Source organism: Streptomyces sp. 12E (assembly GCF_055633275.1).
Genome location: NZ_JBVNCJ010000001.1, coordinates 5,794,440 through 5,819,669, shown reverse-complemented (window position 1 = coordinate 5,819,669; position 25,230 = coordinate 5,794,440). Strand labels below are relative to the sequence as shown.

The 25,230-nt window shown below is 72.0% G+C and carries 22 protein-coding genes and 2 pseudogenes; 8 read left to right on the top strand and 16 right to left on the bottom strand.

From position 1 onward, the window contains the following. The first annotated feature begins 259 nt into the window (after window positions 1–259). Complete coding sequence (locus tag ACZ8ZB_RS26780; protein ID WP_470740178.1) at window positions 260–1,276, top strand: acetylxylan esterase; 1,017 nt, start codon at window positions 260–262, stop codon at window positions 1,274–1,276. Window positions 1,277–1,457: 181 nt separating this feature from the next. Here the strand turns inward: ACZ8ZB_RS26780 and ACZ8ZB_RS26775 are convergent. Together ACZ8ZB_RS26775 and acnA are read right to left on the bottom strand one after the other, a co-directional pair. Beyond that, window positions 1,458–1,898: pseudogene (locus ACZ8ZB_RS26775) on the bottom strand (lytic polysaccharide monooxygenase); the annotation flags it as partial. Window positions 1,899–2,170: 272 nt separating this feature from the next. Continuing rightward, entirely contained in the window at window positions 2,171–4,894 is a 2,724-nt protein-coding gene (acnA, locus tag ACZ8ZB_RS26770; protein WP_470740177.1) for an aconitate hydratase AcnA, read from the bottom strand. A gap of 299 nt (window positions 4,895–5,193) precedes the next feature. Here acnA and ACZ8ZB_RS26765 point away from each other — a divergent pair, with 299 nt between their 5' ends. The 5 genes and pseudogenes from ACZ8ZB_RS26765 (at window position 5,194) to ACZ8ZB_RS26745 (ending at window position 9,060) form a co-directional block, all read left to right on the top strand. Continuing rightward, entirely contained in the window at window positions 5,194–5,400 is a 207-nt protein-coding gene (locus ACZ8ZB_RS26765; protein ID WP_470740176.1) for a DUF4236 domain-containing protein, read from the top strand. Window positions 5,401–5,464: 64 nt separating this feature from the next. Further along, the gene (locus tag ACZ8ZB_RS26760) at window positions 5,465–6,994 is read left to right on the top strand and encodes a UDP-N-acetylglucosamine 1-carboxyvinyltransferase (protein WP_470740175.1); all 1,530 of its coding nucleotides are present in this window, start codon (window positions 5,465–5,467) and stop codon (window positions 6,992–6,994) included. A gap of 275 nt (window positions 6,995–7,269) precedes the next feature. Next, window positions 7,270–7,590 carry a hypothetical protein gene (locus ACZ8ZB_RS26755; protein WP_470741586.1) on the top strand — a complete coding sequence of 107 codons (321 nt, stop codon included), beginning with the start codon at window positions 7,270–7,272 and terminating at the stop codon, window positions 7,588–7,590. Then, window positions 7,587–7,888 (top strand): annotated as a pseudogene (locus ACZ8ZB_RS26750) (nucleotidyl transferase AbiEii/AbiGii toxin family protein); the annotation flags it as partial. The gene ACZ8ZB_RS26755 and the pseudogene ACZ8ZB_RS26750, both read left to right, overlap by 4 nt. A gap of 326 nt (window positions 7,889–8,214) precedes the next feature. Then, window positions 8,215–9,060 carry a hypothetical protein gene (locus ACZ8ZB_RS26745; protein WP_470740174.1) on the top strand — a complete coding sequence of 282 codons (846 nt, stop codon included), beginning with the start codon at window positions 8,215–8,217 and terminating at the stop codon, window positions 9,058–9,060. Window positions 9,061–10,149: 1,089 nt separating this feature from the next. On the opposite strand, the gene ACZ8ZB_RS26740 is transcribed toward ACZ8ZB_RS26745, so the two are convergent. The 13 genes from ACZ8ZB_RS26740 to ACZ8ZB_RS26680 form a co-directional block, all read right to left on the bottom strand. Further along, window positions 10,150–10,539: an AQJ64_40280 family protein gene (locus tag ACZ8ZB_RS26740; protein WP_470740173.1), complete on the bottom strand. Its 390-nt coding sequence runs from the start codon at window positions 10,537–10,539 to the stop codon at window positions 10,150–10,152. Between the two features lie 573 nt (window positions 10,540–11,112). Further along, a complete protein-coding gene (locus tag ACZ8ZB_RS26735; protein ID WP_470740172.1) occupies window positions 11,113–11,928 on the bottom strand; it encodes a histidinol-phosphatase in 816 nt (271 codons plus the stop codon). A gap of 4 nt (window positions 11,929–11,932) precedes the next feature. Then, window positions 11,933–12,721, bottom strand: a complete 789-nt coding sequence (locus ACZ8ZB_RS26730) for an SDR family NAD(P)-dependent oxidoreductase (RefSeq protein WP_470740171.1) — start codon at window positions 12,719–12,721, stop codon at window positions 11,933–11,935. After that, window positions 12,718–13,719, bottom strand: a complete 1,002-nt coding sequence (locus ACZ8ZB_RS26725; RefSeq protein ID WP_470740170.1) for a hypothetical protein — start codon at window positions 13,717–13,719, stop codon at window positions 12,718–12,720. Before ACZ8ZB_RS26725 ends, ACZ8ZB_RS26730 begins: the two co-directional genes overlap by 4 nt. Continuing rightward, window positions 13,716–14,906, bottom strand: a complete 1,191-nt coding sequence (locus tag ACZ8ZB_RS26720) for a methionine adenosyltransferase (RefSeq protein ID WP_470740169.1) — start codon at window positions 14,904–14,906, stop codon at window positions 13,716–13,718. The genes ACZ8ZB_RS26725 and ACZ8ZB_RS26720 overlap by 4 nt, the downstream gene beginning before the upstream one ends. A gap of 48 nt (window positions 14,907–14,954) precedes the next feature. After that, the gene (locus ACZ8ZB_RS26715; RefSeq protein ID WP_470740168.1) at window positions 14,955–15,971 is read right to left on the bottom strand and encodes an NAD-dependent epimerase/dehydratase family protein; all 1,017 of its coding nucleotides are present in this window, start codon (window positions 15,969–15,971) and stop codon (window positions 14,955–14,957) included. Beyond that, the gene (locus tag ACZ8ZB_RS26710) at window positions 15,968–16,414 is read right to left on the bottom strand and encodes a type II toxin-antitoxin system RatA family toxin (protein WP_390816150.1); all 447 of its coding nucleotides are present in this window, start codon (window positions 16,412–16,414) and stop codon (window positions 15,968–15,970) included. Before ACZ8ZB_RS26710 ends, ACZ8ZB_RS26715 begins: the two co-directional genes overlap by 4 nt. Window positions 16,415–16,481: 67 nt before the next feature. Then, window positions 16,482–17,654 carry an acyl-CoA dehydrogenase family protein gene (locus ACZ8ZB_RS26705; RefSeq protein WP_470740167.1) on the bottom strand — a complete coding sequence of 391 codons (1,173 nt, stop codon included), beginning with the start codon at window positions 17,652–17,654 and terminating at the stop codon, window positions 16,482–16,484. 189 nt (window positions 17,655–17,843) lie between these two features. Continuing rightward, a complete protein-coding gene (locus ACZ8ZB_RS26700) occupies window positions 17,844–18,497 on the bottom strand; it encodes an HAD family hydrolase (RefSeq protein ID WP_470740166.1) in 654 nt (217 codons plus the stop codon). Between the two features lie 44 nt (window positions 18,498–18,541). Continuing rightward, on the bottom strand, window positions 18,542–19,327 hold the full coding sequence (locus tag ACZ8ZB_RS26695) for an ABC transporter permease (protein WP_470740165.1): 786 nt from the start codon (window positions 19,325–19,327) through the stop codon (window positions 18,542–18,544). Continuing rightward, the gene (locus ACZ8ZB_RS26690; protein ID WP_470740164.1) at window positions 19,320–20,321 is read right to left on the bottom strand and encodes an ABC transporter ATP-binding protein; all 1,002 of its coding nucleotides are present in this window, start codon (window positions 20,319–20,321) and stop codon (window positions 19,320–19,322) included. Before ACZ8ZB_RS26690 ends, ACZ8ZB_RS26695 begins: the two co-directional genes overlap by 8 nt. Then, window positions 20,311–20,871 (bottom strand): hypothetical protein, encoded by a 561-nt coding sequence (locus ACZ8ZB_RS26685; protein WP_470740163.1) that lies wholly within the window; start codon window positions 20,869–20,871, stop codon window positions 20,311–20,313. The genes ACZ8ZB_RS26690 and ACZ8ZB_RS26685 overlap by 11 nt, the downstream gene beginning before the upstream one ends. Then, window positions 20,868–21,908 carry a hypothetical protein gene (locus ACZ8ZB_RS26680; RefSeq protein WP_470740162.1) on the bottom strand — a complete coding sequence of 347 codons (1,041 nt, stop codon included), beginning with the start codon at window positions 21,906–21,908 and terminating at the stop codon, window positions 20,868–20,870. Before ACZ8ZB_RS26680 ends, ACZ8ZB_RS26685 begins: the two co-directional genes overlap by 4 nt. Window positions 21,909–22,147: 239 nt before the next feature. On the opposite strand from ACZ8ZB_RS26680, the gene ACZ8ZB_RS26675 reads away from it, so the two are divergent. Both ACZ8ZB_RS26675 and ACZ8ZB_RS26670 read left to right on the top strand, forming a co-directional pair. Next, the gene (locus tag ACZ8ZB_RS26675) at window positions 22,148–23,422 is read left to right on the top strand and encodes an aspartate aminotransferase family protein (protein ID WP_470740161.1); all 1,275 of its coding nucleotides are present in this window, start codon (window positions 22,148–22,150) and stop codon (window positions 23,420–23,422) included. Between the two features lie 65 nt (window positions 23,423–23,487). Beyond that, entirely contained in the window at window positions 23,488–24,450 is a 963-nt protein-coding gene (locus ACZ8ZB_RS26670; RefSeq protein ID WP_470740160.1) for a class I SAM-dependent methyltransferase, read from the top strand. Between the two features lie 29 nt (window positions 24,451–24,479). On the opposite strand, the gene ACZ8ZB_RS26665 is transcribed toward ACZ8ZB_RS26670, so the two are convergent. After that, entirely contained in the window at window positions 24,480–25,181 is a 702-nt protein-coding gene (locus tag ACZ8ZB_RS26665; protein WP_470740159.1) for a helix-turn-helix domain-containing protein, read from the bottom strand. Window positions 25,182–25,230: the final 49 nt, after the last annotated feature.

The window sequence follows — 25,230 nt, the reverse complement described above, 5'->3', positions numbered from 1 at the left end:
GACCTCCCGTGCCTGTGACGCGGAACCGAAACTTTCGAGCGCTTGCCGGTAACTTGCGGCAACCTATGAGGAGCGGTAAGTGGTGTCAATGGGTGGTACGGAAGGGAAAATCCGAGAGGTCGAAGCGGTGGCGGATCCGGTACGCGCGGCTGTGGAAGGGGGAATTGATCTGTTAGCGTCCCCGGAACTTTCCGGTGCGTGACCGCAACGATCGGCCGCGCCGCCCGTCCGACCCCGTTCCGACCCTGCGAGGTGCCCCGTGCCCGCGTTCGACCTGCCCCCGGCTGAACTGGAGCGCCACCTCCCGGACGTCGAGGAGCCCGCCGACTTCGACGCCTTCTGGGAGCGCACGGTGCAGGAGGCGTCGGCCGAGGGGGACCCCCTGGTCTCGGTACGGCCGGTGGAGAACGGGCTGCGGCTCACCGAGTCCTGGGACGTGACGTTCCGCGGCTTCGCCGGCGATCCGGTGCGCGCCTGGTTCAGCCTCCCCGCGGAAGTGGCCGAACCCCTGCCCGCGGTGGTGGAGTTCGCGGGCTACGGGCGTGGACGCGGATTGCCGCACGAGCGGCTGACCTGGGTGAACGCCGGCTACGCACATCTGCTGATGGACAACCGGGGGCAGGGCGACCAGTACGGCTGCGGCGGCGGCACCCCCGATCCGCACGCCGTCGCGCCGGGCGGTCCCGGCCCCGCGGTGCGCGGTCTGCTCGACCCGCGGGACTACCACTACCGCCGGCTGATCACCGACGCGGTGCGCGCGGTGGCCGCCGTACGGGCGCTGCCGGGGGTCGACGCCGGCCGCGTCGCCGCCGTGGGCAACAGCCAGGGGGGCGGGCTCGCGCTGGCCGTGGCGGGCCTGGTGCCGGATCTGGCGGCGGTCCTGGTCACCGCCCCGCTGCTGTGCGGCATCCACCGCGCCCTGGACCTCACCGACCTGCCTCCGTACGGCGAGATCACCGCCTACCTCTCGGTGCACCGGGGCGCCGAGGAGGCCGCCCGCCGCACCCTCTCCTACGTCGAGGGCGTCTCCTTCGCCCGGCGCGCGCACGCCCCGGCCCACTTCGGGGTGGGGCTGCGCGACAGGGTCTGCCCGCCGAGCGGGACGTACGCGGCGTTCAACCGGTACGCGGAGCGCACGGGCGGTAACCCGGCCAAGGTGCTCCACGCCTATCCCTTCAACGGGCACGAGGGCGGGGACGCGGTGCATGTGCGGCGCCAACTGGACTGGCTCGGCGCGCTGTCGGCCGGCTGGAGGGGTGCGCGGGCGGCCCGATGACGGCCGGACACGCCATCGGGGCCGCCCACGGGGGCGGTCAGCCGGCCCGGCAGGGCGGGGACGTCGTACCGTCGCCGCCCGGGCCGGTGACCACATGGCCGAACGTCGTGCTCCTCCCCGGGTCGAGGGAACCGTTGTGGCCGGCGTCGTGGACCGTCACGTCCTGTCCGTCACAGGTGGCGTCGCCGGTCGCGCCCGCGGCGAGGTGGGTGAGCGGTCGGTCGGCGCCGGGCGTGTCGAAGCCGGTGAGGTGGGTGTTCCCGCCGCTGCACAGCTGCCCGTCGGGCACGAAGCCGCGGGCGCGGCCGGCGCCGTCGGAGCGCAGGACGGAGAACCGGTCGTGGAAGGGGGTGGTGCCGCCGGCCTGCGCGGCGGCCTTGCAGGCCGGGTTGACCGGCCCGATCCCGCCGGTGCCGGTCAGCGCGTCCTGCCGGCACAGGAAGGTGCGGCTGCCCGGTTCCACGGGGGTGCCGTGGGTTCCGGTCGCACCGCCCGCCGTCACGACCAGGCCGACGGCCGGAACGGTGGCGAGCAGGGAGACCAGGGCGAGGAAGAGGGCTCGGGCGCGGGCGGGGAGGGCTGATCGGGAGGCCGCTCCGCCCTCCGGTTTTGTTATGGTCATGACACACCTGTCCGCGACGTGGGGTTGGCGGATGCTGCAGGGGTGCGGGGAGGGGGCGAGGCGGGAGCCTCCCGGCGGCGGGTTCCGGTCCGCCACTGATGGGAGCGCTCCCACCTCGTCCGTGAGGGGACCGTAACGCCGGGCGGCGCGGTTGTAAACGGTTGCCGCGCCGCCGCCGTCGCCCGGCGAGGGCGCGGCGCACGACGGCGACGACGGCGAGGGCCGTACCCCCGGCTCCGGGGGTACGGCCCTCGACTGCCCTGCCGGACCGCTTACTTGCGGATCAGGCTGCGCAGCACGTACTGCAGGATGCCGCCGTTGCGGTAGTAGTCGGCCTCACCGGGGGTGTCGATGCGGACGACCGCGTCGAACTCGACGCCGGTGTCGGTGGTGACCTTCACCGTGCGCGGGGTGGTGCCCTCGTTGAGCTCGGTGACGCCGGCGACGGAGAAGGTCTCCTCGCCGGTCAGACCGAGGGACTCGGCGGTGTGGCCCTCGGGGAACTGCAGCGGCAGGACGCCCATGCCGATGAGGTTCGAGCGGTGGATGCGCTCGTAGGACTCGGCGATGACGGCCTTGACGCCGAGCAGCGCGGTGCCCTTGGCGGCCCAGTCGCGGGACGAGCCGGAGCCGTACTCCTTGCCGGCCAGGACGACCAGCGGGATGCCCTGCTCGATGTAGTTGCGGGAGGCGTCGTAGATGAACGACACCGGACCGCCGTCCTGGGTGAAGTCGCGGGTGTAGCCGCCCTCGGTGCCCGGCGCGATCTGGTTGCGCAGGCGGATGTTGGCGAACGTACCGCGGATCATGACCTCGTGGTTGCCGCGGCGGGAACCGTAGCTGTTGAAGTCGCGGCGCTCGATGCCGTGCTCCGTGAGGTACTTGCCGGCCGGGGTGTCGGCCTTGATGGCGCCGGCCGGGGAGATGTGGTCGGTGGTGACCGAGTCCCCCAGCTTGGCGAGCACGCGGGCGCCGGTGATGTCCTCGACCGGGGCCGGCTCCATGCCCATGCCCTCGAAGTACGGGGGCTTGCGCACGTAGGTGGACTCGGCGTCCCACTCGAAGGTGTCGCCGGTCGGGATGGGCAGCGCCTGCCACTGGGCGTCGCCGGCGAAGACGTCGGCGTAGGACTTGGAGAACATGTCCTCGCCGATGGCGTTCGCCACGACGTCGTTGACCTCGGCCTCGGAGGGCCAGATGTCCTTCAGGAAGACCGGGTTGTTGTCCTGGTCGTACCCGAGGGCCTCGCGGGTGATGTCCACCGTCATGGAACCGGCGATCGCGTAGGCGACGACCAGCGGCGGGGACGCCAGGTAGTTCATCTTGACGTCGGGGTTGATCCGGCCCTCGAAGTTGCGGTTGCCGGAGAGCACCGAGGTGACGGCGAGGTCGTGCTCGTTGACCGCCTTGGAGACCTCCTCCGGCAGCGGGCCGGAGTTGCCGATGCAGGTGGTGCAGCCGTAGCCGACGAGGTTGAAGCCGACCTTGTCGAGGTACGGGGTCAGGCCCGCCTTCTCGAAGTAGTCGGTGACGACCTTGGAGCCCGGGGCGAGGGTGGTCTTGACCCACGGCTTGCGGGTCAGGCCCTTCTCCACCGCCTTCTTGGCCACCAGCGCGGCGGCGACCATGACGTACGGGTTGGAGGTGTTGGTGCAGGAGGTGATGGCCGCGACCGTCACCGCACCGTGGTCGAGCGTGTAGGTCGTGCCGTCGGGGGCGGTGACCTCGACCGGGTTCGACGGGGCGCCGTTGGAGATGGCCGGGGCGTCGGAGGCCGGGAAGGACTCCTTGCTCGCCTCGTCGACGTCGCCGCCGTCCTTGACGTAGTTGCGCACGTCCTGGGCGAACTGGGCCTTGGCGTCGGCGAGGACGATGCGGTCCTGCGGGCGCTTCGGGCCGGCGATCGACGGGACGACCGTGGACAGGTCCAGCTCGAGCTTCTCGGAGAAGTCCGGCTCGGCCTTCGGGTCCAGCCAGAGGCCCTGCTCCTTGGCGTACGCCTCGACGAGGGCGACCTGCTGCTCGGAGCGGCCGGTCAGGCGCAGGTAGCTCAGCGTCTCGTCGTCGATCGGGAAGATCGCGGCGGTGGAGCCGAACTCCGGCGACATGTTGCCGATGGTGGCGCGGTTGGCCAGGGAGGTGGCAGCCACGCCCTCGCCGTAGAACTCGACGAACTTGCCGACGACGCCGTGCTTGCGCAGCATCTCGGTGATGGTGAGCACCAGGTCGGTGGCGGTGGTGCCGGGCTTGAGCTCACCGGTCAGCTTGAAGCCGACGACGCGCGGGATCAGCATGGAGACCGGCTGGCCGAGCATGGCGGCCTCGGCCTCGATGCCGCCGACGCCCCAGCCGAGGACGCCGAGGCCGTTGACCATGGTGGTGTGCGAGTCGGTGCCGACCAGGGTGTCCGGGTAGGCCTTGCCGTCGCGGACCATCACCACGCGGGCCAGGTGCTCGATGTTCACCTGGTGGACGATGCCGGTGCCGGGCGGGACGACCTTGAAGTCGTCGAAGGCGGTCTGGCCCCAGCGCAGGAACTGGTAGCGCTCGCGGTTGCGGCCGTACTCCAGGTCGACGTTCTGCTTGAAGGCGTCGTTGGTGCCGAACTTGTCGGCGATGACGGAGTGGTCGATGACCATCTCGGCCGGGGAGAGCGGGTTGATCTTGTTCGGGTCGCCGCCGAGCTCCTTGACGGCCTCGCGCATGGTGGCGAGGTCCACGACACAGGGCACGCCGGTGAAGTCCTGCATGATCACGCGGGCCGGCGTGAACTGGATCTCCTGCGACGGCTGGGCCTGGGAGTCCCAGCCGCCGAGGGCGCGGATGTGGTCGGCGGTGATGTTCGCGCCGTCCTCGGTACGGAGCAGGTTCTCCAACAGCACCTTCAGGCTGTAGGGAAGGCGCGCGGAGCCCTCGACCTTGTCCAGCCGGAAGATCTCGTACGACTCGTCGCCCACCTGCAGCGTGCTGCGGGCGTCGAAGCTGTTCGCCGACACGACAGTCTCCTTCATTGATGTGCGCGTACCACCGCATCCTGCCGCCACGCCGCCCTGGCCGATCCGCTAAGGTAAGGCTAAGTTAGGCATCCCTTACCAGGGTGGCGGCTGCGGTGCGCCTCGGCAGATATCTCGATGTCGAGATAACTCTAGTACACCAGGGCGGAATGGTCATGCCCGGACCCGGCGCGAGGCGCCCCGCCCGCCGCGAGGCGGCCCCCGCATGCCATCACCACGCCCGTCCGGGGTAACCGAGGGGGACGAAGTCGGTTCCGGACGAAAAGAAAAGGGGTACAGGCATGCCGCTCACGTTCCGCAAGAGCTTCCGGATCCTCCCGGGGGTGCGGCTGAACATCAACAAGCGGTCGTGGTCCATCACCACCGGCGGCAAGAACGGCCCCCGGTACACCCGCAGCAGCACGGGGCGCCGTACGACATCGATGGATCTGCCGGGACCTTTCGGATGGCGCCGGACCCGTCAGGCCCGTAGCACCAGGGAACGCTGACGTCGCGTCACCCGAATGGACCCCCCAGGATGTGCCATCTCATATCTGAGATAACCTCATCCTCATGTCAGACGACTACCTCGTACGCATCGGCAAGCTCATCCGTGACGCCCGTCAGCACCGCGGGTGGACACAGGCTCAGCTCGCCGAGGCGCTCAACACCAGCCAGAGCGCCGTCAATCGGATCGAGCGCGGCAACCAGAACATCAGCCTTGAGATGATCGCCCGGATCGGCGAGGCCCTGGACAGCGAGATCGTCTCGCTGGGCTACGCCGGCCCGATGCACCTGCGCGTGGTGGGCGGCCGCCGGCTCTCCGGCGCCATCGACGTGAAGACGAGCAAGAACGCGTGCGTGGCACTGCTGTGCGCCTCGCTGCTCAACAAGGGGCGCACCGTGCTGCGCCGCGTCGCCCGCATCGAGGAGGTCTACCGCCTCCTGGAGGTGCTGAACTCCGTCGGCGTGCGCACCCGCTGGATCAACGACGGCGTCGACCTGGAGATCGTGCCGCCGGCCGAGCTGGACCTGGCGGCCATCGACGCGGACGCCGCCCGCCGCACCCGCTCCATCATCATGTTCCTCGGCCCGCTGCTGCACCGCATGGACCGCTTCATGCTGCCGTACGCCGGCGGCTGCGACCTCGGCACGCGCACCATCGAGCCGCACATGATCGCGCTGCGCCGGTTCGGCCTGGACATCGCCGCGACCGAGGGCCAGTACCACGCGGTGGTCGACCGTTCCGTCGCCCCCGACCGCCCGATCGTGCTGACCGAGCGCGGGGACACCGTCACCGAGAACGCGCTGCTGGCCGCCGCGCGCCACGACGGCACCACCGTCATCCGCAACGCCTCCTCCAACTACATGGTCCAGGACCTGTGCTTCTTCCTGGAGGCCCTCGGCGTCAAGGTCGACGGCATCGGCACCACCACGCTCACCGTGCACGGCGTGCCCACCATCGACGCCGACGTCGACTACTCCCCCTCCGAGGACCCGGTCGAGGCGATGAGCCTGGTGGCCGCGGCCGTGGTGACGGAGTCGGAGCTGACGGTCCGCCGGGTCCCCATCGAGTTCCTGGAGATCGAGCTGGCGGTCCTGGAGGAGATGGGCCTCGACCACGACCGCTCCCCCGAGTACTTCGCCGACAACGGCCGCACGCGCCTGGTGGACCTCACCGTCCGCCCCTCCAAGCTGGAGGCGCCGATCGACAAGATCCACCCGATGCCGTTCCCCGGCCTGAACATCGACAACGTCCCGTTCTTCGCGGCGATCGCGGCGACGGCCCAGGGCAAGACCCTCATCCACGACTGGGTCTACGACAACCGCGCCATCTACCTGACCGACCTCAACCGCCTCGGCGGCCGCCTGCAGTTGCTGGACCCGCACCGCGTCCTGGTCGAGGGCCCGACCCGCTGGCGCGCCGCGGAGATGATGTGCCCGCCGGCGCTGCGCCCGGCCGTGGTCGTCCTGCTGGCGATGATGGCGGCGGAGGGCACCTCGGTCCTGCGCAACGTGTACGTCATCAACCGGGGCTACGAGGACCTGGCGGAGCGGCTGAACTCGATCGGGGCGCAGATCGAGATCTTCCGGGACATCTGAGAGGCTTCGGAAAAAGCGTCGCCACACCCCTGCTGACCTGCGTAAAGGTGAAGCGGGAGAGGAAGTGGCGGCGCCTCCGGGACTTCTCTGGGACTTTCGACCGGTATCGAGGACTTCCGGCCGCCGCGCCCTTGAACTGACGCGTCACTGGGTGCTCAGAGCGCCAAAGGGCGTCACAAGCAACCGTCCCCTCGTCGGACGCAACGGACTGCCGCGGCCGGCTCCCCGCACCCCCACCGAGCGGCCTCTCGGACGCGGCCGCCGAGGACCTCGCGCTGTACCGGGAGAAGTTCCGGCGACGTCTGCCGGAGTCGCTGGACGAGTTGCGCGGTCCGACCCAGGGGGTCGTGGAGCTGCCGCTGCACGTGGCTTGGTCGGGGATGACGTCGTACGACCTGGGCAAGCCGCGTCAGCGCATGGGGCTGTACCGCACCGTCCTGCACGAGGGCCTGCGTGATGACCTGCCCCGCTATCTCGACCGGGACCTGCTCCTCCAACTGTGGCCGGTCTTGCGCACCCTCGTCGGTCGCACCGTGCGCACCGTGTGGGAAGACGCCTTCCCTCAGCTCGCCTCCCGCACCCGAGCTGCCGCGTGACGGACGTGCCGGAGCTGCACACGCGGCTCCTGGCGGATGTGATCGCCCTCGGCTCCCCGTATCCCTGGTCCTCACCGGCGGGTACGCCGTGCGGGCGCACCACCTCGTCAACCGCCCCAGCCAGGACCTCGACGTCGCCACCGAGAACCCGGCAACCATGGCCGACATCGCCGCCACGCTCCGCGCCGGCCTGGAGGCCCGCGGCTGGAAGGTGCACGCGCTGGAGACCGCCCCGCTGTCCGCCCGCTTCACCGTGACCGACCCGGCCACGGGGCAGGAATGCGAAGTCGACGTCCTGTTCCGGTCGAACGGGTCCTTGATCCGGGTGGCCGCATGGACCGGAAGGTGGTTGAACACGCCGGTGGGGCACCACCAGACCCGGGAAGGTAGCGCATTCTCGTCCGCGTGCGGCGCGGCGGGCGTGACCCTCAGCACGGGCTCCGCGACCGTCGTCCACAGCCAGTCCAACAGGTCGGTCAGATACGGGCGCAACTCGATGTTCTGCTCGTCGCCCGCTCCGTCCCCTCCCTTGAGGGGATGCACGAGCCGTGACAGGGCCTGAGCACGGAGCACTGCCTTGCTGTGCCGGAACCCGGGCAGCGGGACGACCGTGAGGGCGTTGTCGTGGAGGACGAGCGCATCCGAGCGGAAGGGGTTGGAGTTGAGGACGATGACTGGTCCGTCCTGCGCGGCCGAGAGGAGGTCGCGGTACGGCAGAGGCTTGAGGAAGTCGGCCAGACCCGGAAGTTGTCGTACCTGCTGGACGAGATGCTCCCAGTGGTGCTGACGCTGCCTTCGATACGTTCCCACGAGCTCGGGTTCGCCGCTGCGGGCTGTGTCCTGGTCGGTGCGGAGCAGCTCCAGCCCAGCCGCCAGCCGGGGGTTCTGGCGACGTACGGCCTCCAGGTCGGCGCGCATGTCCAGGGCATGGGAGAGCAGTTGACCACGGCCGTGTTCGAGGATCTCCAGCGCCCTTTCGGGGGCATCGGCGTGCAGGGCGATGGCGGCCGCGTCGGAGACCATCTGGGAGGTGTCGCTCAGGGCGTGCAGCCGGTCGTCGAAGGCGAGGCCGCCCCAGGCCAGCCACGGCAGGACGGCGATGGCGGCGGTGCAGGCGTCGAGGGCCGCCGTCCAGTCGCCCCGGCCGGCCAGGAGACGCCGGCGGCGACCGCACATCGTCCGCGGCTGTTCCGGCGGCCCCGCCGTCCGCTACGCCATGGACGAGAACCCCGTGAGTTCCTGGTCAACGGACGATGCGCCGCTGACGGTGCGTCGCGTACGAGCCGCACGGCATCCCCTGGTCTCGGATTTTCCCGTGACCATTCGGAAGCGGTGGCCCAGCGCCTGTTCGAAGACGGCTGTGAGGCGCGGGTGAAGGGGCGGCCGGTCGTCGGACCGGAAGCCCGGGCAGGAAAAGGCGAAGCAGTGGCTGGTTCATTCATGAGGCCTTCGGCCGGGTCGACGCGATGAAGGGGCGGCGGCCCAAGGCGTTGGGCGGCGACCCGGATGTGGTTCATGACGCCGATCTCGTCGTCGACCCGGATAAAGGGTCGGCGGCTGGCCCACTCGGCGAGGTGGCGGGTCTTCCGGTGCGGGCAGCGCGGGCCGTCGTCTGAGCAGACGTCTGGCCACTTCACGACGGGCAGCCTTGGCAGTTCGAGGCGTGGGGCGCCGGCCTCATGTGAATGGAAACAGCCGACACGAAAAGAACAGGCCAGCAAGATTGACCGAAAAGCGCACCCTCCACACCCGTCACCGCCACCGCTCTCAAACGGCTCCGACAACGCCGTCGCATTGAACGCGGACCCAGAGGTAAGCTCCCCGCGCACACACTCCCACCGGCGACTCAATCCTTGCGCCACCCTCTGACGCCCCAGCCTGAAATCGACGAAGACATCACCCTGAAGGCATACACATGAGTCCTCGCACGCCACTCGTCTGCACCTACATCTTCGCTGCGTTGACCTGCGCCGCAACACTTTTCACACTCATGAAGTACGGCATACGGATGGCCTTCAACTTCACCATTCCCATGCTCGGATCACTCATTGCAATATCCCTCACCCGTCACGGAACGCGCGTTCACACAAGAAGACCCGGGAACACTGGACCCGCCATCCCCGCCCAGGAATTACCCGTTATTCACGAAGATGGAGCAACTCACCCCGAAGAGACTGATGAATCACATTCGGACTCGCACACCGCCAGGAATCCTCAATAATTGCTTTCCTTTCAATCCGAGCCGGCCGGACGCGAACAGAGGATGACCTGAACGATTTCGTGATGCGGTTTGCCGGGCATCGGGTTTCACGAAGGAATCCTGGATCCTCAAGGTGGCTGGACGGACAGGCCGTCGGGACCCTGGCGTACGGGAAGGACTCCAGGGTTCGAGGGGATCGACAGCGACGCCTCGCCCCGCTTCGCCTTCCGGGACCGGATCACCGGCGCCGCCGGCGCGCCCACCACGGCCTGAAGGCCCGCCCGGGCCCGGGGCCCGACCGCCCCGACGCACCGTCGGGCAGTCACGCACCCGACAACGTGACGGGGCCGTGCGGTGGGCTACCGACGGCCGGCGGCTTCACGAGCTCGTCGGAGGGCCGCGCCTGCTTCCGGGCCGCCTGCCACGTGCACCGACAGCCCCGGCAGGAACGGCAGCGCCGCCCAGTGGGTGACGTGGTCCTCGCTCGGCCCGCCCGGGGGATAGCGGATGACGCCGTCGGAGTCCACGAAACAGTCGTGGTGGTGGCTGTCGTCCTCGGACCGGTGCTGGAAGGTCATGGGGATGTACAGGTCATGGAAAACCATGGGCCTGACCAGCCAGTAGTGTTCACCTGCGACGGAACGGTCATGGAAGTCGTGCGGCCAGGTGCCGAACATCGCCGCCGCGACGGGTTCCCCGGGTCGGGGCAGCCTCTCGTGTGCGTCAACCCATTCCACGTTCACCTGCATGTCCGGTGTTCCTCCGGGTCGCTCGGTTCTTGACTGTCGTGTGTCGCCGTTCCCCTCCGGCGCGCCGGCCGGGGAGGGACCCGATCACGCTCGTCTTCTGGAACGTCCCGGCGTCCGGCAGGGTTGCCTGTCCGCTTCCGACGCGCCGGGAGAGCTCGGCCGTCCCCGGACGAGGCCGGCCGACCGGTCGGCGCACAGCACGCTGGCGTCCCGCCCCCGACAGGTCGACCGGGACCGGAACCGGTCCGTCGCGGTGCCTGCGGGCGAGCAGCCGATGAACGAGTTCACACGCCGGGAGCGTCTTGCCCGAGCCGGGGCCGCCCGCGATGACCAGGCGCTGGGGCCGGAGCGCGTCCGGGTAACGGGCGATGCCGTCGAGGACAAGGACTGGGAGATCGTTCGCGCGGGTCAGCGGCCATCACATGTCCGTCACGGCGGGTCACCGCGTTCCCTGGTTCCTTCCGGGACGTCCGAAGGTCCTCGGAGAGGACGCCGCCGCGCCCCTTCCGGTCTGCGTGAACGCGAGGCGGGAGGGGCCGTGGCGGCGCCTCGGGGCTTCTTCGCCGGCCGGCGTCAGGCCAGGGGGAGCGTGCGGGGCACGCCCCGGCGGAACACCGTCCAGGTGCGGAAGCCGATGTCGTGCAGCACGCGCACCACGTCCGGGTACTGGTCGCAGACGCGCTCGGGGACGTGCGCGTCGGAGGCGAAGGTGAGGGGCACGCCGAAGTGGTGGGCGCGCTCCAGGAGGTCGTGCTCCGGGTACCAGCCGCCGTGCATCTTGGTGCCGCCCGAGGTGTTGACCTCCATCACGGCGCCGGCGTCGCGGATCGCCCGGAGCATCTCGTCGGCCGCGGCCGGCGCGGGGACGGTCCCCAGTTCCGGATGGTTGCCCTTGAGGGCGTCCACGTGCCCCATCACCTGGAAGAGCCCCGAGCGCGCGCACTCCGCCACCGCACGGAAGTACCGTCCCTTGACCGCGGCCAGTCCGTCCTCGCCGTCCTCGACGGTCTCCCAGCGGGTGGTGTCGAAGATGTCCCGGCCCTCGAACATGTGGACGGAGCCGATGACGTAGTCCAGCGGGTATCCGGCCAGCTCCCTGGAGTAGGGGTCCATCCGGCCCCGGAAGAAGTCCGCCTCGGTGGAGACGAGGATCTCGATGTCGCGGGCGAACTCCTCCTTCAGCGCCAGGGCCTCGGCGATGTACGAGGGGAACTCCGACTTGGGCATCGCCACCGGGGGGAGCGCGTGGTCGGCGTCCTCCGCGAACATGGGTGTGTGGTCGGACAGGCCGAGCACCTTGACGCCCCTGTCGAGCGCCGCCGTGACGTAGTCGCGCAGCGAGCCGGTGGCGTGCCCGCACCGCTCGTGGTGCGTGTGAAGGTCGATCACCGGCTCACACCGCCAGGTATCCGCCGTCGACGGGCAGGTCGGTGCCGGTGATGAAGCTCGCCTCGCCGGAGAGCAGGAACGCGATCGGCGCCGCGATCTCCTCGGGATCGGCGAACCGCTTCAGCAGGAACTTCCCGCCGTGTTCGGGCGCCGCCTCGGCCGTCGCCCGGTCCAGGCCCAGGGCCTCGCGGTGGAAGCGCTCGTTGTTGGCGTTCCAGACGGTGCCCGGGCTGACCGAGTTGACGCGGATGCCGCGCGGGGCCAGTTCCTCGGCCGTGCACCGGGTGAAGCCCAGTACGGCGGACTTCCCCGTGTTGTACGTCAGGTAGCCGCTCTGTGAGATGTGCGCCGAGATCGAGGCCATGTTGACGACGGCCGCGTCGGCGTCGCGCTCCGGGAGGCCCGCCACGAACTCACGGGTGACGAGCGAGAGTCCGACGATGGTCGGGTCGAGCGCGGCGTGCCAGTCCTCGGCGGTCGCCTCCAGCCCCTTGAAGACGAACCCGGCGGCCAGGTTGACCAGCAGGGTCGGCCGGTCCCAGTCGTCCGGGAGGTCCGCGAAGGCGGCCTTGACGGCCGCGGTGTCCATGACGTCGCCCACCGCGAGCCGGACCTCGTACCCCTCGGCCGTCCACTTCCCGACCGCGGCCCGGCCGTGCTCCGCGCTCCTGTCGTAGACCAGGACCCGGCAGCCCTCGGAGCACAGGCGCTCGACGACCGCGGCTCCGATGCCCTGCGCGCCGCCGGTCACCACCGCGGTGCGTCCGGCGAGTCCTCGTGTCCGGCCCCTCATCCCGCCAGCTCCTTCGTGGTGGTCCATCGTCCGACGAGGCGGACGGCCTCGTCGCGGTCCAGGTTCTCGGTGGCTCCGTGCGGGGACAGCGTCCGCCCGGCGCCGTCGGTGACGTCCGGGTCGGTGGCGAGCGCGGCCACCGCGCCCAGGTCCACGCCCGCCCGGAGCAGGGCGCGGCCGAAGGAGGTGCCGGCCAGGCCGTCGCCGTCCCCGGCGGTGAAGTACCGCCAGATCTGGAACATGCCCTCCAGGTGTCCCGCGGACAGGTGCACGGCGTTGCGCCCCTCCGAGAGCTCGATGCCGTGCTCGCGGGCGAGGGCCCCGAGGGCGCCCCGCAGCGATCCGGGTGCGGCGTGGAACGGGTGCAGCTCGCCGAGCACCTCGTCGCGCAGCTCCGCCACGGGCCGCTCGCTGTGGCACTCCAGCAGGCCGACCAGGGCGTCCGGGGTGCGGTATCCCTGGTCCAGGGCCGGCAGGAAACCGTTGAGGACCACCGTCGGCCGGCCGCCCGCCTCGGTGACGGAGGCGTACGAGCCGGAGCCGAGCTTGCTGATGCCCGCCTGTCGGCAGCGGTCCTCCAGCGCGCGCGGCGACAGGCCGCCGTGGGCCATCGCCACGTAGGCCGGGAGGACGTCGCGGACGCCCGTTCCCTCCCGCAGGGCGTCGAGTTCGCGACGGGCGCCGGAGGTCAGCGCGGCGACGCCGTCGACGGCCACCCGGTGCAGGCGGGGATAGTGCAGCAGCAGACCGCCGCGGGCGGCGAAGTCCGCGGCCGGGACCACCGCGCAGCGCAGGACGGACACTCCCCGGCGGCCGAGTGCCTCCACCGCCGCCGCCGACATGCCGGCGGCGTGCGGGGCGGCCATGACCTCGGGTTTGACCACGACGGCGACGTGGCTGCCGCCCTCGGGCGCCGGCGCCTGCGGCCGGCCGCTGTCGGCGCGGCGCCGGGTGTCCAGCGCCGCGGCCGACAGGGCGCGTACCTCTTCGGGTGTCACCACAGGGTGACGCCCGTCTCGATCAGTTCCGCCGTCAGGTCGCCGGAGCTCGCGACCGTCTTCTCCACCAGCTCCTTCAGCGCGGTCTCGTCCGCGTCGGGGGAGGTGACGACGACCTCGTCCGGGGCCTCCAGCGGGGCTTCCTTGGAGGTGAAGATGTGCACCTGGGAGGGGCCGCCGAACCGCTCGTGGACCTCGCGGGCCAGGCGCATGGCCATCACGTTGTAGATCTTGCCGGTGTGGTCGAGCGGGTTCTTGCCGGCGGGCGCCTCGATGCTCATCGGGCGCATCGGGGTGATGAGGCCGTTGACGCGGTTGCCGCGGCCGACGACACCGACGTCGCCGGTGTCGGCGACGGAGCCGATCGCGGTGAGGTACGGGCGGCCGTTGCGGTCGGTGGCGTTCATCAGCATCCGCACGTCCTGGATGCCGAGCGAGGCCACGTACGCCTCCAGCTCCTGCTGGACGACGGACTTGCGGGCCCAGTACTGGTCCATCGTCTCGATGTCGGCCGCGAGGAACGGCATGTTGACGACGAGGCTGAACGTGTTGTGGCGGCGGCTGCCGAAGACCTTGACGTCCCAGCCGGTGTCGGGGTGGCGCTTCTTGAAGTCGGCGCCGTTGACGAGGTTCTCCAGACCGAGCACCACCGTCTCCAGGCGCGACAGCGGCGCGTAGCCGTGCAGCAGGTTGGTGTCGTTGGAGACGAGACCGGGGGCCCGCAGCGGCACCAGGTCGGCCGCGGAGGCCGGCTGGTAGCGGGAGGCGCCGCGGCCCGAGCCCTGGTGGTCGACGATGCCGAGCTCGACCACCAGGTGGCGCCCGGGATCGAAACCGGTGGTGACCTCGGAGAGGACGTCGGCGGCGGCACGGAACATGATGTCGTGCACCGGGATCTCGGTGGAGCCCACGCGGTAGGCGCCCTTGCCGAACACCTTGACGCGGTACGGGGCGGTGATCTCGCCCCGCCCGAAGTCGACGTCGGCGCCGCCGCCGTACAGCGTGACCTTGTCGAACCAGTGGTGGGCGACGCCGCCGAACTCCTTCAGGCAGTGCTGGGAGTAGTAGCGGGACATGCGCTCCGCCATGGCGTCGCACATGGTGTCGGGGTGACCGACGCCCTTGCGCTCGACGAGCTCGTAGGGGAGGTCCTCGACGGTGCGGGAGTCTCGTTCGATCGACAGCATGGCCATCTCTTCTCGGGTGATGAGGGGGAGGTGGGAGAACGGGGACGGTCAGGCGCGCCAGGGGCGCGGCACCCGGCGGGCGGAGGCCTCGTGGGTGTCGGCCCAGCGCCGGATCGACCGGTACAGCACGTCCCGCGTGTCCGGGACCCGGACGGTGACGTCGAAGGGGTCGGTCACCGACAGGTAGCCCTGGTAGGCGCGGAACGCGGTCACCTTCAGCAACTGCGCCCGGTCCAGGTACTCCTCGGCGAACGGCAGGTAGAAGCGGTTCCACTGCTGGGGCGTCACGTACGGCAGCCGGTCCAGCGGGGTCACGCCGTGCTCGGCGCGCCAGTCGTTCAGGGCCTCGAGGACGGTGTCGAAGGCGTCGCCGACCCGTTGGGCGCCGTCGCCCCGGCCGAGCACCGACAGCCGGTGCCCCCGCGGTGGACCGGAGTCGAGCAGCCGGGTCACGTGCTCGGCGACGTCGTCGGTGCTGACCATGTCCAGCAGGCCCTTCTCCTCGGCGACGAGCGCCGGCACGGCGCCGCTGCACATCGCGGCGGGCAGCCAGAAGAAGCCGCTGTAGCGGTCGAGCGCGCCGTCCGCCCGGGAACCCAGGACGATCGGGAAGCGCACGATGTCGGCGCCGTCCCGCTCGGCGTGGACGATCCGCTCGGCGTGCGCCTTGGACCACTCGTAGGAGTTGCGGTAGGCGTCGCGCGAGGGTGAGGTGATGTCGCCCTCGAGGCCCGTGACGAAGGACGAGGACAGGTGGACGAAGTGGGCCTCGGGGCCGGCCAGGGAGAGCACCGCGCGCAACGGCACGACGTTGGCGTCCTCGGCGTCCTGGTCGGGGAGGTTCCAGCGGGTGTCGGCGGCGCAGTGGACGACGGCGTCCCAGGGGCCGCGCAGCTCCCGCGGCGGTTCCTCCGTGCCGATGTGCCAGGCGGAGTGGTGCTCCCCCTCGCCGCCGCGGCGGCTGACACCGTGCGGTGTGCGGCCGGCCGCCCGCAGCGCGCGCATGACGGCGCTGCCGACGGCCCCCGTGGCACCGGTGACCAGGATCCTCGCGGGCACGGTCACGAGACCGCCGTGATCCGCCGCTCGATGGCGTGCAGCATGTGCTCGGCGTTCTCCCGCAGTGCCTTGGTGGCGACCGGGTTGAGCATGTCGGCGAGGAGCGGGATGCCTATCTCGAAGTCGACGACGAAGGTGACGACCGAGGTGCCGTCGCCGGTGTCCTCGACGCGCCAGTACCCGTTGAAGACGTCGAGGTCCCCGGAGACCTGGTCGAAGGACATGACCCTCGCCTCGTGGTCGAGCGTGTCGGCCTCGATCCACTCCAGGACCGAACCCTTGAGCAGGACGGACCACTCACTGGTACGGGCCCCGGTGTCGGTCTCGCCGATCACGGTGACCGACTCGACGTTCTCCATGTAGGCGGCGTAGTCCTCGAGGCGGGTGACGGCCGTCCAGGCCTCGGCCGCCGGGGCCTTGATCGGCAGGTTGACCTCGACATGCGGCATGGTGGTGTGTCTCCTTGTGTGGTGCCCGGGGAGGGTTTCCGTGGCGCCCGGCGGCAGGGGCGGGGCGTCAGTCGGCCGGGTCGAAGGTGATCTCACGCCCCGTTCCGAAGCTGCCGACGACCTCGTCGCAGACCAGGAGGGACGGCGGGTGGTGGTGGGCGGCGAGCGAGTCGAGCGCGAACCCGGCCGCCTGCTGTCCGCGCCCGTAGAGGCGGCTGCCGAGGACCGGGGTGAGGAGGGACACCACCCGGTCGCGGGTGTCGCTGAGGGTGGCGCGCAGGCCCACCGCGGCGGCCATGGCCGCCGCTCCGTCCAGGGTGCCGCCGTCGATGTCCGCGGCGAGCTGGCGGCAGGCGCTGCCGAGGGTCAGCAGTTCGCGGGTGGCGCGGCCGAGCAGGGCGGTGCGCGGGCCGAAACGCCGCGAGACGTTCACACCGTGGTACGCCGTGTCCAGCAGGCCGCTGAGGACACCGTGGTAGGTGGCGGTCAGCAGCACCGAGAACCAGGCCATGCCGGAGGTGACGTTCTCGTCGATGACGTCGGCGGGGCCGCGGTGGAAGACGAGCCGGTCGTCGACCTCGACGTCCCGCAGGACCAGCCGGGCGGTGTCGGACTCCCGCATGCCGAGCGAGGGCCACTCCCCCTCGGCGTCCAGTCCGGGCGAACTGCTCGGGATCAGGGCGAGGATGGTCTCGTCGGTGCCGGTGACGCGGGCCGTCAGGCAGACCAGGGTGGCCGTGGTGGCCAGCGAACAGGGGTACTTGACGCCGCTGACGCGGTAGCCCTTCCCGGTCGGGACGGCCTCGGAGCGGCTGGTCATGAAGTTGGGGCTGCCGCCGGGCTCGGCGAACGCGGACGCCACCAGGGCGCCGGAGCGCGCGATGCCCTCCAGCAGCATCCACGTGGTGTCGCGGTGCCGTCCGAAGTAGTCGACCATCAGGCCGACCGTGAAGGCGTGCATGTTCAGGGCGACCGCGGCGGAGGGGTCGAGCCTGCCGAGCGCGCGCTGCGCCGCGGCCGTCCCGGCCAGGTTCGCGCCGGCGCCGCCGAGGTCCTCGGGGATCGGCAGCGCGGCGTATCCGCCCGCGGCGAGGTCCTTGATGCGTTCGGTGCCGGTGGCTCCCTCGCGGAGCCGGGGCGGCGTCCACGCCGTGCTCCAGCCGGCGTCCAGCAGAGCCCGGTGCGGCGGCACGCCGTCGTCGTCGGGGTGTCCTGCCGTGTTCTCGGCAGCCGTGCCCATGGTTCTCCCTTCGCCCGTCACGGACCGGCCGGCCCGGTGGTCCGCGTGCCCGGCTCGCCGTGACGGACCGACTCTAGGCAGCGCGGACGCCGTGGTTCAGCGGGTGTTTCTTTGTGCGGAACGCGAGATCGCGCGGATGCGGCTCCGCCGGTCGTCACCGGTCCGGCAGGGGCCCTGCCCGGCCCGTCGTCACAGACCGAGCAGGGTGAAGAACGCCTCCGGCACGGGAGCGCCGGGCGTCACGCGGACGGTGTCCCAGCCGAGGGCCGCGGCGGGTACGAGGTCGAGTTCGGCCGAGTCGCCCACCATCACCCGGCGCTCGAAGTCGCCCTCGCCGATCCGCTGGAACGCGCGGGCGTCGGGCTTCTTCGGGCCGCCGTCGGCGGTGAACAGTCCCCGGTCGAAGACGTCGGGCGCCCCGGCCCGGCGCAGCAGGTCCCACATCAGGCTGCCGGGCAGGTAGCAGTTGGACAGGAGCCGGAGCGTGTGGCCCGCCCCGTGCGCCCGGCGCGCGGCCTGCGCGACCGGCGCGCACAGGACGTACGCGTCGGGGTCGGCGCAGCCCAGCGCTCGCCACAGGGCCCCCTCCACCGCGGCCCGCTCCCGTACGACGCCCTGGGCGCGCAGCGCGCCCTCCATCAGGTCGAGGGTCGCGGGCTGCGAGGCGCCCGGGTCCGTCATGGCCTCGTACAGGGTGCCGTACACGGTGTGCACGACGGCGCCGGCGGACCCGGTGTCCAGCTCGAGCGCGTCGGCGAGGACGGCGGTGAACCGTTCCGGGCCCGGCAGCGGCCGGGACGTGACCAGGGTGTCGAAACAGTCGAAGACGACGAGCGCGGACATGGGTGTCCCTCTCTGACGGCGTACCGGATCCGGCGGCGCAGGGCTCAGGACCAGGAGAGTTTGCGGTGGTCGGCCCGGAAGAAGACCAGGGTGACGACGGTGAGGCCGGCCGCGAAGGCGCAGAGGACACCCGCCGGCAGCAGGACGTCCGCGACTCCGCCGCCGCGCAGGATGACCTCGTTGAAGCCGCGCATCGCCCAGTAGCTGGGCACGGCGGGAGCGAAGGGCCCTGCCCAGTCCGGCATCGCCGACTGGGGGGTCAGGGCGCCGCCGAGTCCCGCGAAGACCAGGGCCAGGATGTTGGCGATGACGCTGAGCTGGGAGATCGTGCGGCACAGCGCGACCAGCGCCATGCCCACCATGACCACGCAGAGCGCCAGCGGCAGCGCCACCACCGCCAGGGCGAGGCAGGAGCCCGTCACCCGCAGGTCGAACAGCGCTCCCCCGGCCCCGAAGATGACGGCGAGCTGGAGCACCGCGGCGGCCAGCGGCACGACGACGCGCGCGGCCAGCAGTTCGACCGGGCGGGCGGTGCTCGCGCGCAGCCGGTCCCAGGTGTTCCAGCCGTGCTCGCGGAACATGGCGAAGCCGACCACGTTCACCAGGAAGAAGAGGAACATCACCGCCATGCCGGGGACGCCCTGTTCGGCGCCGTTGGCGTCGGCGGCCTCACCTCCGGCCCGCAGGGCGGCGCGGAACAGCGGCTGCATGAAGCCCATGATGAGCAGCGGCATGACCGTGCGGACCACCAGGGGCGCGGGGTCGCGCAGCAGCAGCCGGACGTCCTGCCGGACGAGGGCGGTGATCCGCGTCAGTGCCCCGTCACGCATGCTGCTCCGCCTCGGTCCTGTCCGTGCTCGCGTGGCCTTCCCCGTCGCCGCCGTGCTGCCCTCCGGTGAGCCTCAGGAAGACGTTGTCGAGGCTGGGCCGGACGACGCGCAGGGCGGTCAGCCGGGCGGCGGCGTCGCCCAGGGCGGCCAGCACCCGGGCCGTGACCAGGTGGGGCTGTTCCGCCCGGACGAGGAGCGTGTCCCCCTGCCGGGTCACCGGCCAGGGCAGGTCGAGTCCGGGAGGCGCGCCGGAGAAGACCAGTTCCACGGCGCTGTCGCCGTGCCGCCGGACCAGTTCGTCGACGGAGCCGCGGGCGATGACGCGCCCCCGGTGTAGGACCGCCACGTCCGCGGCGAGGTCCTCGATCTCGGGGAGGTAGTGCGTGGAGTAGCAGACGGCGGTGCCCTGTGCGGCCAGCTCCCGTACGTGGGCGACGAGGCGGGCCCGGGTCTCCACGTCGACACCCGCGGTGGGCTCGTCGAGGAGCACCAGCCGCGGCCGGTGGATCAGTGCCATCGCGGTGTGCACACGGCGCTGCTGGCCGCCGGAGAGCCGGGACGCGGGGCGGTCCATCAGTGCGGTGAGCGCGAGGGGTTCGGCGACCTCCTCGGTGCGCCGCCGGGCCTCCTTGCCGCGCAGACCGGCCAGTTCGGCGAAGAACTGCAGGTTCTGGCGCACCGTCAGGGGCGGGTAGATGCCCAGCTCCTGCGGAGCCAGGCCGAGTTCGCGGCGGGCCCGGCGCGGATGGCGCGTCACGGAGTGTCCCAGCACCTCGATCTCCCCCGCGTCCGGCCGCAGAAGGCCCGCGACCAGGGACATCAGCGTGGTCTTGCCCGCGCCGTTGTGTCCCAGCAGGCCCACGATCCCGCCCTCGGCGATCTCCAGGTCGACGTGGTCGAGGGCGACCGTGCCGCCGTAGCTCTTGCCGGCTCCGCGCACGGAGAGGGCCGGTGGCCGGCTCCGCGCACGGACCGGCCCCGGCTCAGTCGGCACGGCGCGTCCAGGCGTCCGGCAGCAGCGGGGGCAGACCGACGCGGTCCATCGGAGCCTGCCAGGTGCGGGCGAGTCTGAAGCCCTTCATCATGCCGCTGCCGGACCGGACGTCGGGCAGCGGTTCGGAGTACCCGAGCTGCGCCTCGGTCTGCGCGAGGTGGTCGCGCAGCCGCTGGAGCCACGCCTCGCCGCGCTCACCGGCCGCGTCCAGCCCCTCGGCGGCGAGCGCCGTCCCGGCCTCCGCCTCCTCGGCGGGAAGACCGGCGAACGGATCGAAGGCGGCCTCGTCGTGGCCGTACATCAGCTCGCCCTCGGTGCGCAGCCCGCGGATCGACAGCGACAGCTGGATCAGGTCGTACGCCATGAGGACGGCGACCTCGTCCTGTCCGGCGGCGACGGCGCCCTCGACGTCCTCCAGGCGGGCCCGGCAGCCCAGGAGGAGACGGGCGGCGCCGTGGCCGCGGAAGGTGAGCAGCCGCCGGAGGTCGGCGGGTGCTTCGGCGGGACCGGTGGCCGCATCGCCGGTCGCGGTCGTGGGGGAGTGTGTCACGCGGGAACCTCCGGAGCCGGGTGGGCGACACCGAGCCACACCATGTTGTGCGTGAAGAGCGGAAGAAGATCCTCGGGGGGCGAGGCGCCGGCCGGCCCCGACCAGACGACGCCGTCGCTGTCGGCGGCCGGCAGGCCGAGCCGCCGTACTTCCAGGGCCCGCAGCTGCCAGCGGTCCACGACCGTGCGGTCGTCCAGTTCCATGGTCCCGGCGCCGGTGGCCCAGCGCAGCACGGTGTGCAGCGTTCCGGCGGGGCCGACGAGCCGTTCGACGGCGTCGAGGCAGAACGGCACCCGCTCGCGGGGATCGGCGGGCGTCAGGACGGTGCGCAGCAGCCGCAGGTTCTCGTGGTCGCCGAGCGCCTTCAGCTTCTCGCCCGCCCACTTGGCGGCGAAGTACAGCTCCCCGCCTTCGGCCGCGCGGGCGTTCAGCGCGGCGACGACCGCCTCGCGGGCCCGGACCGCGGCCGTCAGCGGCTTGGCGTCGAGCAGCCAGCGGGCGGCCCGGGCGAGCCGGTGCGCCTCGACCACCCACCACTCCCGCAGGACTTCCCCGAGCCACGGCCCGCGCAGCCCCGCATGCCACACGTCCCAGGGCTCGACGACCGCGAGGGGCAGTCCGAGGGCGAGCCGGGAGACGGTGCTGAGGGTACGGCGCCGGTGGTTCCAGGCGTCCTCGGTGACGCTCTCGAAGCGCGGCCACGGCTCGGCGGTCAGCGCGGCGGCGCTGTCCCGGACGGTGCTCGCCCGGCGGATGCCGATGTCGATCAGCGTGCCGTGCTCGTGGGACTGGATGGGGAAGCGCTTGAGGTTCTCGTTCTCGACGAGCACCAGGAGATCGAGGTCGCTGCGCACGTTGCCGAAGCCCGCGAGCACCGACCCGGCGGCCACCGCGAGGGCCGGCGCCCCCATGCCCTGGTCGGCCTCCTTGAGCACGGCCTCTCTGCTCAGTCCCCGCAGGTCGAGGAAGGCGGCGAGGCGCCTTTCCAGGACGTCCGGCTCGGGGTACGCCACAGCGCCCGGGGAAGTGGTCTCCATGCGTCGGTGCACCTTTCGGATACGGACGGCGAGGATGATCACCCTGTCAAGGGCGCCGTCCGGGTTCAACGCGTGTTCCGGCAGCCGGAACACCGCTTCTCAAGGACGCACGCGGGGGGCTAGAACCGTGTCCCGACAGTTGTGGACCGTCCGCCCCGCCGACCGGCTGCGCTCCCGGGAGGGGCACCGCGTCGTGCGGTCCGCGATCCGCCGGACCACGGAAGAGGACGGCCGCGCACATGACCACGAGCACCGGCGACAGGACGGCCCGGGAGGCGCTCACCGCGATCCGGCGGCACCTCTCGCCGCAACTGGCCCTCGTCTACGGCATGAACGGCTCCGGCGCCGTCGAGGCGCGGGGCGAGGGCGCGCGGGTGCACCTGTCCGACGGCCGCACCGCACTCGACTTCGGCAGTTACGCGGTGACGCTGCTGGGCCAGCGCCACCCGGCCGTGGTGACGGCGGTGCGTGAGGAGCTGGACGCGATGCCGGTGTCCAGCCGGGTCCTGGGCAACCGGGCCACCGCGGCGCTCGCCGGGGCACTGGCCGGCTGGGCCGACCCGGGCCGCCTGACGAAGGTGTGGCTGGGGCTGAACGGCGGTGACGCGGTGGAGGCGGCGCTGAAACTGGCCCGCCGGGCCACCGGCCGCCGACGGGTGATCGCGGTCGAGGGCGCCTACCACGGCAAGTCCATGGGCGCGCTGGCCGCGACCTGGAACGCCCGCTACCGCGAGTCCCTGGAACCGCTCCTCGGCGGGGTGACCCACATTCCCGCGGACGTCTGCGCGGTACCCGGCGCCTTCGAGGGCGAGGAGGTCGCCGCCGTCCTGTTCGAGCCCGTGCAGGGCGAGGGCGGCGTACGGCCCCTGGACCCGGCGTTCCTGAAGGCCCTGGCCGGCGCGGCCCGCGCCCACGGCGCGTTCGTCATCGCCGACGAGGTGCAGAGCGGGCTGCGTCGCTGCGGCCCCCGCCTGGTCAGCACCGGCCTCGGGCTCGAGCCCGACGCCGTACTGCTCGGCAAGGCGCTGGGGGGCGGGGTGCAGCCGGTGTCCGCCGTGGTGGCGACGCCGGAGCTGTACGCGCCGCTCGCCGCGGACCCCTTCGTGCACACGACCACGTTCTCCGGGCACCCGCTCGGTGCCGCGGCCGGTGTGGCGGCGTTGCGGGTGGTGGAGGAACTCGCCCCGCGCGGCGCACGCCTGGCGGAGGTCTTCGGCTCCGGCCTGGCCCGGCTGGCGGAGCGCCACGCCGGTCTGGTCACCGCGGTGCGCGGACAGGGCCTCCTGTGGGGCGTCGAGTTCGCGACGCGGGCCGCCGCCGGCGAGGTCCTGATGGAGCTCGGCCGCCGGGGCCTGGTCGTCTCGCCCTGTCTGGGCCGGCCGGAGGTGCTGCGGCTGCTGCCTCCGCTGGTCGCCACGGACGAGGACGCCGAGGAGGCGCTCGCCCTGCTGGACGCCGTCTGTTCGGCGGTGCCCGACGAGTTCCGGACGCCGGCCGCCGCGGCCCGGCCCTGACCGTCCGGCGCCCCGCTCCACGACCGTCCGGGCCGGGTCCCGGCAGCAACGCGAGGAGTCACGAGATGAGCACGGAACCCGGCGCCCCGGCCGGAACCCGGGAAGCACAAGGGACACAGAAGGCTCGGGGGACACAGGAAACACAGGAAACACAGGCGACGCCCGACCAGACCGGCGTCCAGTACCGCTACCACCGCGACCTGTTCCCCGCGCTGCACGACTGGGAGAACACCGAGCGGGCCATCGTGGAGTTCACCGGCGAGCAGGGGCCCGACGGACTCCTGGGCCTGGACCAGATGGGTCACTTCGGCCCGCAGGGGTGCGACGCCGTGGTCGGCGCCGTCGTCGCCCGCCTGGGCTCCGGCCTCGCGGTGGACCTGTGCGAGCTGGGCAGCGGTTTCGGCGGCGCGCTGCGCTACACCGTGGACAGGCTCGCCGCCGCGGGCGTGGAGGTGCGGCGCTCCTACGGTGTCGACCTCGTCGCCGAGCACTGCGAGGTCAGCGCCCGGATCAGCCGCGCACAGGGCCGCACCACGATGACGGAGCTGTGCGCCTCGGCCACCGCCGTGCCCCTCCCCGCCGCCTCGCTCGACCTGGTGCTGGTCACGGGCTCGATGCCGCACTTCCCCGACCCGGGCGCCGTACTGCGCGAGGCGGCGCGGCTGCTGCGGCCCGGCGGGCTGCTGGTGCTCACCGAGGAGGTGAGCCTCACACCGGACGGCGAGGAGCCCTCGGAGGCGTTCCGGGCGGTCCATCCGCCCGGCGTCTTCTTCACCACGTCGCTGACCGGCCGGACGGACCAGCTGGCCAGGGCCGGTTTCGGCGACGTGGAGCGCAAGGACCTGACCGACTGGGCCGTGGCACTGCTCGCCGACCGGCTGAAGGTGGTGCGCATCTTCCGCGGGAGCGTCGCGAACATCTACGGGGGAGCCTCGGCGGACCTCATCCGGGACACCCTGACCGCGGCCCGGGAGGAGTACCTCGCGGGCAGGCTGCTGCCCACGCTGTTCGTGGCCGGGAAGCCGTAGCCGGGAAGGCCCGGGGGTGCCGCACGCCGTCAGGAGGCGGTCAGCAGTTCGGGATTGCGCTGCAGGGCGCGGGAGACGGCGGCGCACGCGGCCTTGAGGTGCGCGGCCGCCAGGCCCACGTGGAACCCGGCCTGCGGCCCCGCGACGGCCAGTGCCCCGGCGGCCGTGCCGGATGCCGTCAGCACCGGGGCGGCGACCCCGACCACGCCGGGCACGCCGCGGACGACCGCGAAGCCCTGGTGCCGCACGCGGGCCGGCTCGACCTCCCGGACGCGCGCGCCCCGGCCGGCCGCGCTGTCGTCCTCGGCGCCGAAGGCGCGGAACACCCTCGTCGCGGCCCGGTCGGAGGCCCGGGTCTCCTCCGCGCCCAGTCCGCGGCCGGGTTCGTGGGTGCGCCGTACGGCGTCCACCAGGGCGGCGTCCGCGCCGGTGGGGTCGGCGATGAAGACGAACGCGCTGCCGTGGGTGAGCCGGTGCAGTTGCTCCGCGTGCGGGAAGGCGATGTCGCGGAGCATGAGCTGGCGGGGCACCCGGGCCCCCAGCACGAACAGGCCCATGCCGAGCCTGAGTCCCTTCTCCCCGCGCTCCAGCATGCCCTCCTTGACGAGCTCGGCGATGATGCGGTGGGCCGTCGCCTTGGGCATGTCGGCCCGGCGGGCGATCTCGGAGAGCGGGAGTTCCGGCTCGCCGGACCGGAAGGCGCGGAGGACGCCGAGACCACGCGCGAGCATGGAGCGGGAGCTGTTATCGACGGACAAAAGGATGACCTCCGTGTCGGGG